Origin of the sequence: Sedimentibacter sp., assembly GCF_033447055.1 — a bacterium.
Classification (GTDB): domain Bacteria; phylum Bacillota; class Clostridia; order Tissierellales; family Sedimentibacteraceae; genus Sedimentibacter.
Genome location: NZ_JAWQJF010000113.1, coordinates 1 through 9,575, shown reverse-complemented (window position 1 = coordinate 9,575; position 9,575 = coordinate 1). Strand labels below are relative to the sequence as shown.

The 9,575-nt window shown below is 30.8% G+C and carries 9 protein-coding genes and 2 pseudogenes; all 11 read right to left on the bottom strand.

Annotated features, from left to right (window positions below):
- Positions 1-120: pseudogene (locus SA378_RS07750) on the bottom strand (ribosome biogenesis GTPase YlqF); the annotation flags it as partial.
- Between the two features lie 42 nt (positions 121-162).
- Positions 163-510 (bottom strand): 50S ribosomal protein L19, encoded by a 348-nt coding sequence (gene rplS, locus SA378_RS07745; protein WP_318525414.1) that lies wholly within the window; start codon positions 508-510, stop codon positions 163-165.
- A gap of 100 nt (positions 511-610) precedes the next feature.
- Positions 611-1,327 (bottom strand): tRNA (guanosine(37)-N1)-methyltransferase TrmD, encoded by a 717-nt coding sequence (gene trmD / locus SA378_RS07740; protein WP_318525413.1) that lies wholly within the window; start codon positions 1,325-1,327, stop codon positions 611-613.
- The gene (gene rimM / locus SA378_RS07735; RefSeq protein ID WP_318525412.1) at positions 1,324-1,824 is read right to left on the bottom strand and encodes a ribosome maturation factor RimM; all 501 of its coding nucleotides are present in this window, start codon (positions 1,822-1,824) and stop codon (positions 1,324-1,326) included. The genes trmD and rimM overlap by 4 nt, the downstream gene beginning before the upstream one ends.
- A gap of 26 nt (positions 1,825-1,850) precedes the next feature.
- Complete coding sequence (locus SA378_RS07730; RefSeq protein ID WP_318525411.1) at positions 1,851-2,081, bottom strand: KH domain-containing protein; 231 nt, start codon at positions 2,079-2,081, stop codon at positions 1,851-1,853.
- A gap of 11 nt (positions 2,082-2,092) precedes the next feature.
- Entirely contained in the window at positions 2,093-2,356 is a 264-nt protein-coding gene (rpsP, locus tag SA378_RS07725) for a 30S ribosomal protein S16 (protein WP_318525410.1), read from the bottom strand.
- A gap of 141 nt (positions 2,357-2,497) precedes the next feature.
- Positions 2,498-3,853, bottom strand: a complete 1,356-nt coding sequence (gene ffh, locus SA378_RS07720) for a signal recognition particle protein (protein ID WP_318525409.1) — start codon at positions 3,851-3,853, stop codon at positions 2,498-2,500.
- A gap of 5 nt (positions 3,854-3,858) precedes the next feature.
- The gene (gene ylxM, locus SA378_RS07715; protein WP_318525408.1) at positions 3,859-4,206 is read right to left on the bottom strand and encodes a YlxM family DNA-binding protein; all 348 of its coding nucleotides are present in this window, start codon (positions 4,204-4,206) and stop codon (positions 3,859-3,861) included.
- A 102-nt stretch (positions 4,207-4,308) separates the two neighbouring features.
- Complete coding sequence (ftsY, locus tag SA378_RS07710; RefSeq protein WP_318525407.1) at positions 4,309-5,238, bottom strand: signal recognition particle-docking protein FtsY; 930 nt, start codon at positions 5,236-5,238, stop codon at positions 4,309-4,311.
- A gap of 190 nt (positions 5,239-5,428) precedes the next feature.
- Positions 5,429-8,992, bottom strand: a complete 3,564-nt coding sequence (gene smc / locus SA378_RS07705; RefSeq protein WP_318525406.1) for a chromosome segregation protein SMC — start codon at positions 8,990-8,992, stop codon at positions 5,429-5,431.
- 8 nt (positions 8,993-9,000) lie between these two features.
- Positions 9,001-9,575: pseudogene (locus tag SA378_RS07700) on the bottom strand (radical SAM protein); the annotation flags it as partial.

Here is a 9,575-nt window from a genome sequence, read left to right as displayed (position 1 = left end):
TTTGCTGCTTATGGGAATTCTTGCATCAATAACTTCTATTACAATGTTGACCAGCTTAATATTTTCCTGAAGCAGGTCCTTTGTTTTTTTCATGTGACCCGGATACCAATTTATATTCATATTTTACCTCTCTTAAAAAAAATTGAGGACATTCGCCCTCAATTAATACCTTCTCAATTCTTTAACTTTAGTTGCTTTACCAGTTCTTTCTCTCAGATAGAACAATTTAGCACGTCTAACCTTACCTAATCTTACTACTTCAATTTTTTCAATTTTTGGAGAATGAATAGGAAATGTTCTTTCAACTCCAATTCCGTAAGATATTTTTCTTACTGTAAAAGTTTCTCTGTTGCTTCCACCTTGTTTCTTTATTACTACACCTTCAAATATCTGAATTCTTTCTCTTGTTCCTTCTTTTACTTTAACGTGTACTTTTATTGTATCTCCAACATTAAAAGCTATTAATTCACCTTTAAGCTGTTCATTTTCAATTGATTTTATTAAATCCATTTGTATACCTCCCTTCGCCTAAGCGTTCTTGTTACTGTCGTACAGAGGACCGCCGTATACTCTAAAGCATTATAGCACATTGTTATAATGCATACAACAGTTATTTATATTTAATTGCTAATTTATTGTATTCTTCGATTAAATTGCTGTCCTTTATCATGTCAGGCCGTCTATCTAAAGTAATCTCTATCGCTTTAAATCGTCGCCATTCTTCAATTCTCTTATGATGTCCCGACAATAATATTTCCGGGACTTCCATTTCCATATAGCTCTCTGGTCTCGTGTATTGGGGGTATTCCAGCAAATTATCACTATGTGATTCTTCTACTGAAGATTCATCAGAACCCAAAACTCCGGGTATAAGTCTTCCTACTGCATCAACAATCATTAGAACCGGTAGTTCTCCGCTTGTCAAAACATAATCACCCATAGATACTTCCTCATCAACGTATCTGTCGATAATTCTTTGATCTATGCCTTCATAATGTCCTGCAATAAGAATTATATGCTCTTTCTCAGAAAACTCTTTGGCTTTATGTTGATTAAATAAATTGCCTTTTGGTGATAAATAAATAATATATGAATTGTGTTTTTTTATAGCATCTAATGCTTTAAACATAGGCTCTGGCTTTAAAAGCATACCAGGTCCGCCACCGTATGGATAATCGTCAACTTTCTTATGCTTGTCTTCTGAATAATCTCTAAGATTCACATAATCCAACTCAAACAAACCATTTTCAACAGCCCTGCCTATAATTCCGTTTTTCGTATAAATATCAATTAACTCTGGAAATAATGTAACTATGTCAAATTTCATTCCAGCAAACCCTCAATAATATGAATTATCATTTTGTTTTCTTCAAGTCTTACTTCCTTAACAACATCCTTGACGGCAGGTATTAAAAATGATTCATTTTTATTTATTATTTCGTAAACATCATTTGCCCCAGTTTGATAAACAACACTTATTTTACCTATATATTTTCCATCTGTTGAATATACTTCCATACCTTCCAAATCAAATAAATAATAGGAATCCTTAGGAAGTTCTCTCAGCTGGTCTTCAAATATGGATATTGATGTGTTTTTAAAAGTTTCAGCAACATTTATATCATTGATACCTTCAAGCTGTAGGTAGACTAAATTATTTCTGTACCATACATTACTGATTTTACGTTTTTTATCATCTTTTTCAGTATAGATATATTCAAGCTCATCAAATCTTTCCATATCATCAGTCAAAGGCAGACATTTTACACAGCCCTTAACACCATGAGTATTTACTATTTTCCCAACTTTAATATATTCTTTCATTTTTACCTCTGTCTTGAATATAGGGATTATTGAATAATCTCAACTATAACTCTCTTATTTTCTTTTGTTGCAGCTGCTTTAACTACAGTTCTTATAGCCTTAGCAATTCTGCCTTGTTTTCCGATTACTTTACCCATATCTTCAGGAGCAACTTTTAATTCAATTATAAGTGATTGACTACCTTCAACTTCATTAACTGACACGAGATCCAGATTATCAACTAGTGATTTCGCTATATATTCTACTAATTCACCCATTATATCACCTCTTATTTATTTTCATCTCTTTTTTCATAAATACCGTTAGTCTTAAATAACATACCAACTGTATCTGTAGGTTTTGCTCCATTATTCATCCATTTTATTGCACTTTCAGCGTTGATTTTAATTTCTTTTGGTTCAACTACTGGATTGTAATATCCGATTTCTTCAATAAAACGTCCATCTCTTGGAGAACGTGAATCTGCTACTACTATTCTGTAAAAAGGTTTCTTTTTAGAACCCATTCTTTTTAATCTAATTTTAACTGACATATTGTCACCTCCTTGTTTTAATGTGTGGGGGCACACCTCAACTAATGAGTTATCCTCTGCGGTCAGAGGAATGTCCCCTTTGTATTATATATGAAAAAGGAAAATCCTTAATTCAACAACTTAAAATAGGGTTAGGGCATCTTAAAATGGCATTTTAAATCTTCCCATTCCGCCAATACCTTTTTTCTTGCCCATTGTTTTCCCCATTGTGGAAAATTTCTTCATCATTTTTTTCATTTCATCATATTGCTTAAGCAATTGATTTACTTTTTGAACTGAAGTTCCACTTCCAGCTGCAATTCTTTTTCTTCTGCTGCCATTTATAATCGTTGGATTTATTCTTTCTTTTTTAGTCATTGACTGAATTATTGCCTCAGTGAAAACCAGTTCTTTTTCATCAACTTTTAAGCCTTTCAACTTCTTATTCCCTCCAAGTCCAGGAATCATTTCTAACATATCCTCTAATGGTCCCATGTTTTTCATTTGCTGCAGCTGAGATAAAAAGTCTTCAAGATTAAAATCCTGTGTTTTTAATTTTTTATGCATCTCCATTGCTTGTTTTTCATCAAAAGCCCCTTGAGCTTTTTCTATAATGGAAAGTACATCTCCCATACCAAGAATTCTAGATGCCATTCTGTCCGGATGAAATGTTTCAAGTTGATCCATTTTTTCTCCAACTGACAAGAATTTAATAGGTTTTTCAACAATGTTTCTTATAGAAAGAGCAGCTCCGCCTCTTGCATCACCATCAACTTTTGTAAGTATTACCCCTGTGATATCAAGGTACTTATTAAATGTTTCTGCAACTTTTACTGCATCCTGACCTGTCATAGCGTCTAATAAAAGCAGGATTTCATCCGGTTTAACCGTTTGTTTAATCTGAACAAGTTCTTCCATGAGTTGTTCGTCTATGTGAAGCCGTCCGGCTGTATCTATAATTACAACATCATTCCCATGCTTCATGGCATGTTTCATAGCTTCTTTAGCTATTGTTATCGGACTTATTTTATCTCCCATCGAAAATACAGGAACATCAACACTTTCTCCAACCACTTCCAACTGTTTGATTGCGGCTGGTCTGTATATGTCACACGCTACTAACAGCGGCCTTTTTCCATCTTTTTTAAGCTTTCTTGCAAGCTTTCCTGTTGCAGTAGTTTTTCCTGCACCTTGAAGTCCGCACATCATAAAATATGTTATATCATTTGAATTGAATTTAAGTTTGCTTTCACCTTGCCCCATTATATTAACGAGTTCTTCTTGAACTATTTTAACAACATGTTGTCCCGGAGTAAGGCTTTCCATTACTTCAGCACCAAGTGCTCTTTCTTTTACATTACTTATAAATGTCTTTACAACTTTGTAGTTAACATCCGCTTCAAGCAATGACATTTTAACTTCCTTCATTGCAAGATCAATATCTTTTTCTGACAGTCTACCCTTACCTTTTAGCTTTTGTAATGCATTTTGAAGTTTATCAGATAAATTCTCAAACATAGTTTCTACCCTTCGTTTATTATTTTTCCGGCTTCATTTTTTATATTATCTACTATATCTTTATATTTGTCGTCGCTTATGCTTGAGGACAGCTTTATTATATTCTCAGCTGCTTTGTTATATTTTTCATATTTGTAATGAAGTTTCATTTTATCTTCGTATTCCATCAAGCTTTTTTCTGCTCTTTTTAAGGCATCATGTACACCTTGCCTGCTGATACTCATATGTTCAGCTATTTCTGACAAACTGTAGTCCTGATTGTAATACAAGTCTATTATATTCGCCTGATTGTCTTTAAGCAAATCTCTATAATAATCATTCAAGATGCTATATATAAATTTTTTCTCAGTCATATAACCACCTCTGTAAAGTATTTTGCTTGACAGTAAATTCTAACTTATATCTATAGCTTTGTCAATACTTTTTTAAAGAATATTATATTTATTATCCGTTTTCTACTCAAATATTGCATTTACAAAATCTTCGGCGTTAAAATCTTGCAAATCATCTATTTGTTCTCCCACTCCAATATATTTTATTGGAATTTTTAACTCATTTACAATTGGAAATGCAATACCGCCTTTTGCTGTGCCATCTAACTTAGTGAGAATAAGACCGTTTATATTGCATGTTTCACTGAACAATTTAGCTTGAATTATGCCATTCTGACCAGTTGTAGAATCAATTACCAAATAAACATCTATTTTTGCTTCGCTAAATTCTTTATCTAATATTTTAAATATCTTGTTCAATTCATTCATAAGATTTTTTTTATTGTGAAGTCTTCCTGCTGTATCACATATCAAAACATCACTTTTACGAGCTTTAGCTGCCTGTATGGAATCAAATATTACCGCCCCTGGGTCTGAGCCTTGTTCAGAAGCAATGATTTCTACATCCGCTCTCGTACACCATTCTTTAAGCTGTTCAACCGCAGCAGCTCTGAATGTATCTGCTGCAGCTACAATTACTTTGTTGCCGGATTGCTTTAATCTATAAGCAATTTTACCGATTGAAGTTGTTTTTCCAACTCCATTTACTCCTACTATCAATATTACTCTCTGCTTATTATTATCTTCTTCTTTTTCTTCATGCTCTACAAGCATGTCAACTAAATATTCTTTTATCACATTTTTTATTTCTGATGTATCATCAAGTTTTCTATTTCTTGTTTCTTGCTTTATATATTCAATAATGTCCGTTGTTGTTTCAACACCCATGTCAGACGTAATTAATATTTCTTCTAATTCTTCAAGAAATTCATCATCAATTTTTTTGTGCTGAAATATAATATTTTCTATTTGTTCTGTTAAATTTTTTTTTGTTTTAGAAAGTCCTTCTTTTAATTTAGCAAAAAAACCTTTTTTTTCATTATCTTTATCCATAAGTATCTCCTTTTATATAATGAGGAAAGTCAATGCGACAGCCACTTATACTGTCATTCCAAGCCAAAGCCGAAGAATCTCTCTTTTAAAAATGAGATCCTTCACTGCGTTCAGGATGACATAAATATACTTTATTGTAACGTCTACAATAGCTTTCAAAAATAATAATTAATTTTTAACTCTTAAATAACTATATTGCATCTGACAATTTTAGTGAAACCAGTTTTGTAACACCTTTTTCTTCCATGGTAGCTCCATAAAGTGTATCTGCATATTCCATGGTGCTCTTTCTGTGTGTTATTACAATAAATTGAGTTTCTTTTGAAAATTCCCTTAAATATTGTGAAAACTTACCTATATTAGAATCATCTAATGCTGCTTCTATTTCATCAAGTATGCAAAATGGCGTTGGTTTTGTCTTTAAGATTGCAAATAAAAGAGCAATGGCAGTCAATGCTTTTTCTCCACCTGATAAAAGAGAAATTTTGCTTAATTTCTTACCTGGGGGCTGTACTGCAATTTCAATATTGCTATTTAATGCATCTGCTTCATCTTCTAAATATACATCTCCGCTTCCGCCGTTGAAAAGCTTTTTAAATACTTCATTGAATTTTAATCTTATGCTTGCAAATTCTTCAACAAATTTATCTCTCATTTGAACTTCAAGTTCTTTAATAACTTCATTAAGCTGGTTTTTAGCATCAATTAAATCTTTTTGTTGTTTTTTTAGAAAATCTAATCTTTCTTTAACTTCCTTATATTCTTCAATAGCATCTAAGTTTATATTACCAAGATCTTTTATTGCTTTTTTGCATATATTCACTTCGCTATAAAGTTTCGTTTGACTTATGCTGTCATCTTTGTACCCAAGAGCCATAGCATAATTCAGTTCATAGTCTTCCCAAAGTTTTGCAGAAATTTCTTCAACTTTTGAAATTTCTCTTTCAATTTTCACATTCATTTTATTTTCATCATCTAAAATGTCTGTAATAGATTTGTTAGCTTCGTTAATTTTATTTTGGTATTCATATATATCATTTTGACTTAATCTTAGTTCTTCTTTATCTTTTAATAAATTCTCATTTAATATTTTTATTTCTTCTTCTAATGCAACGGATTTTTTGCTGTAATCTTCCATAATTTTATCAGCTGTTTTAATTTCATTATCAATATTACTTAAATTTTCTTGTTTAATCATTATTGCAGTTTTATTTCTGTCCAATTCTGCTTGAATGTTATTTATTTTTTCTTCTTTTAATTTTATATCCTGAGTAATTTGGGCAACTTTATCTCTCTGACTCAATATTACATCATTATACTTTTCGTACTTACTCTTGTTAGAATCGTTTTGTGTTGAAATTAATTCAATGTTTTTTTCTTTCTTTTCAATTAATTCTTTTAAATTTTCAGTTTGAACAAGAATACTTTTAAGATTTTCTTTATACTTTTCTCTTTCTTCTTCAATATAATGCATTTCCTCAATGTATTTCCTTATTGCGGCAGAAGTTTTATCAGCTTGTTCATTGAGCATATTTATCTTTGAAGCATTCATTTCAAATAAATTGTTTTTATCATTTATTTCATTTTTTACAGAAATTATTAATTCACTACAATTTTTAATGGAACTTATAATATTGCTTAAGTTGTTATTTTGATTATTTAACTCACTTGTATATTTTTCAATAAGCATTTTGCATTCTTCAATTTCACGCTTTCTTCCAAGAAAATTTTGATTGTTACTTATATGCCCACCGGTTACAGATCCTCCAGCATTTATTACATCTCCTTGAAGCGTTACAATTTTAATTGAATTTCCTAGACGCTTTGAAATTTTAAATCCATTGTTTAAATTGTCTACAATTAATATTCTTCCTAGTAAATATTTTATTACTTTTTCAAATTTAGAATTTGTATTAACAAGCATGTCCCCTGTATTTATAACACTTGGGTCTTTGAGTACATCTTGTTCTGCCTTCGTTAAATTTCTTTCCTGAAGAATGTTTATAGGAAGAAATGTTACTCTCCCTATTTTATTCGTTTTTAAGTATTCTATTATGTTTTCAGCTTCATCATCTGTATTTACTATTATATTTTGAATTGTAGAACCCAATGCTATTTCAATTGCAGTTTCATATTGTTTTTCAGTTTTAATAATATCAGCTACAGTTCCTAAAATGGACTTTTTAAGCAGAGGCTCTTTATCTTTGTTATTCATTACTGTTTTTATACTTTTATAATAACCGTCATAATAAGCTTCCATATTAGAAAGAATATTCATCTTTGATTTTGTGCTGCTTAACTCATCACTTATTTTTTTAATATTTGAATTTATTATATCTCTTTCTTTTTCAGCTTCATTAAAATTTCGAATTGTGTTTTCAAGTACTTGCTTTCTATCTGATATGCTAGAAGTTATTCTTTCTTGTTCTTTTTCAAGCATTTCTATGATATGAAGACTATTACTCTTTTCTTCTTCTTCTGTAGCTGCTTCTTTTGATAAATAATCAATTCTCTCGTCATCATTAGAAACAAAAGATTCAATTGTGCTTTTCTGGCTATTTATTTTATTGATTTCTTTATGCAATTCAAAAAGATCATTTTTTTGTTCAATAATATTGCTTGCAATTTTATCAATTTCTGCCTTGTATTCTTTTATTTCTTGATTCATAGAATCAAATTTTTCTGTATCACTTATAAGGCCTTCTTCTAATATTGTTTTTTCGTCAAGGAGAATATTAATATTTTCTTGGAGCTCTCCATTTCTTTTTTCTATATCTTTTATTTCATTTCTAATATTGTCAATATTGCTGTTGTATAACAATTTTTTCTCTTTATGAACCTGACACAGGTTTTGAAAGCCGTCATATTCTTTGTTCTTGGCATCTAAAATTGCTTCAAATTCTTTTGTTTTTAATTGCAAAGCATCAATTTTTTCTTTTTGAGAAACTATTGCTTCAGTTAGAGAATCTCTCTTGTTTTGAAGCCTTTGCTTTTCCTCAACAGCTATATTTTTTTGGTTTTCTAATGCTTTAAACTGTTCAGTATGCTTTTCGTATTCATGAACAAAATAATTAAGTTCATATTGCTTTAAATTATTTTTAATATCAATATATTGCTTTGCGCGTTTGCTTTGCTCGGATAACGGCTCAATACGTTCATCAAGTTCATGAATAATATCTTCAATTCTGTCTAAATTGTCACTTGTTTTTTCAAGTTTTCTCATCGATTCTTCTTTTCTGGTTTTAAACTTAACTATTCCAGAAGCTTCTTCAAAAACCTGTCTTCTTGACTCTGAATTAGGACTTAATATGTCTTCTACACGACCTTGTCCAATAAATGAATATCCATCCCTGCCTATTCCGGTATCCATAAAAAGTTCTTTTACGTCCTTGAGTCTACATTGCTGTTTATTTATATAATATTCACTTTCTCCTGTTTTATAAAGTTTTCTTTTTATGCTGACTTCCTGGTACTCAACCGGTATAATACCTGATTCATTATCAAAAATAAGGTTAACTTCAGCATATCCTAAAGGCATTCTTTTTTCAGTACCCGCAAATATTATATCATCCATTTTGCCGCCACGGAGAGATTTGGCACTTTGTTCGCCCAAAACCCATTTTATCGCATCAGAAATATTACTTTTCCCACTTCCATTTGGACCAACGACTGCAGTAATTCCTTTTTCTACTACAATGTCAGTTTTTTCAGCAAAAGATTTGAAACCATTAATATATACCTTTTTTAAAAACATAGCTCCCCCTATTGCAAATTCAAATAGTTTTGAAAAATCTCCGATTTGTCAAAACTACCCAATTTATTGTTTTCATCGTATATTTCTACTAATTGTTCATTTGATGAATTTATAAAGGATGCCTTGCTTATAGAAAAAATCTCTTTCAACTTTTTAATGTTAATTTTTTTTTGGCCGGCAATAAAGCTTATGAGCCTGTGATTTGCTGATATAGTTATTTGTTTGTCCTTTAAATCCATATCCTTAAGTTTAAGTATTATAGAAGATAAATAAATATTTTCTTCTACCAGCTGTCTGAAAGCAGGATGGAAAGGACCTGCAACCACATCCTCGTCTTCATTTATCAAATCTGTATTTTGAAGGCCAATTCTTATTACATTTATATTATTTACTGCATATTGGCTGTAAATGTATGCTGATATATCTATTGCTTCTTCCAAAGAAAGAGGTTTGTAATCACCTCTGTTATACATATTTAGAAGTTCAGTATCCTTAATAGTGAGTGTGGGATAAATTCTTACAATGTCAGGCTTCATAGATATTGATTCCAGACATGTTTTAATGTCTTTTTCTCTATTGCTTC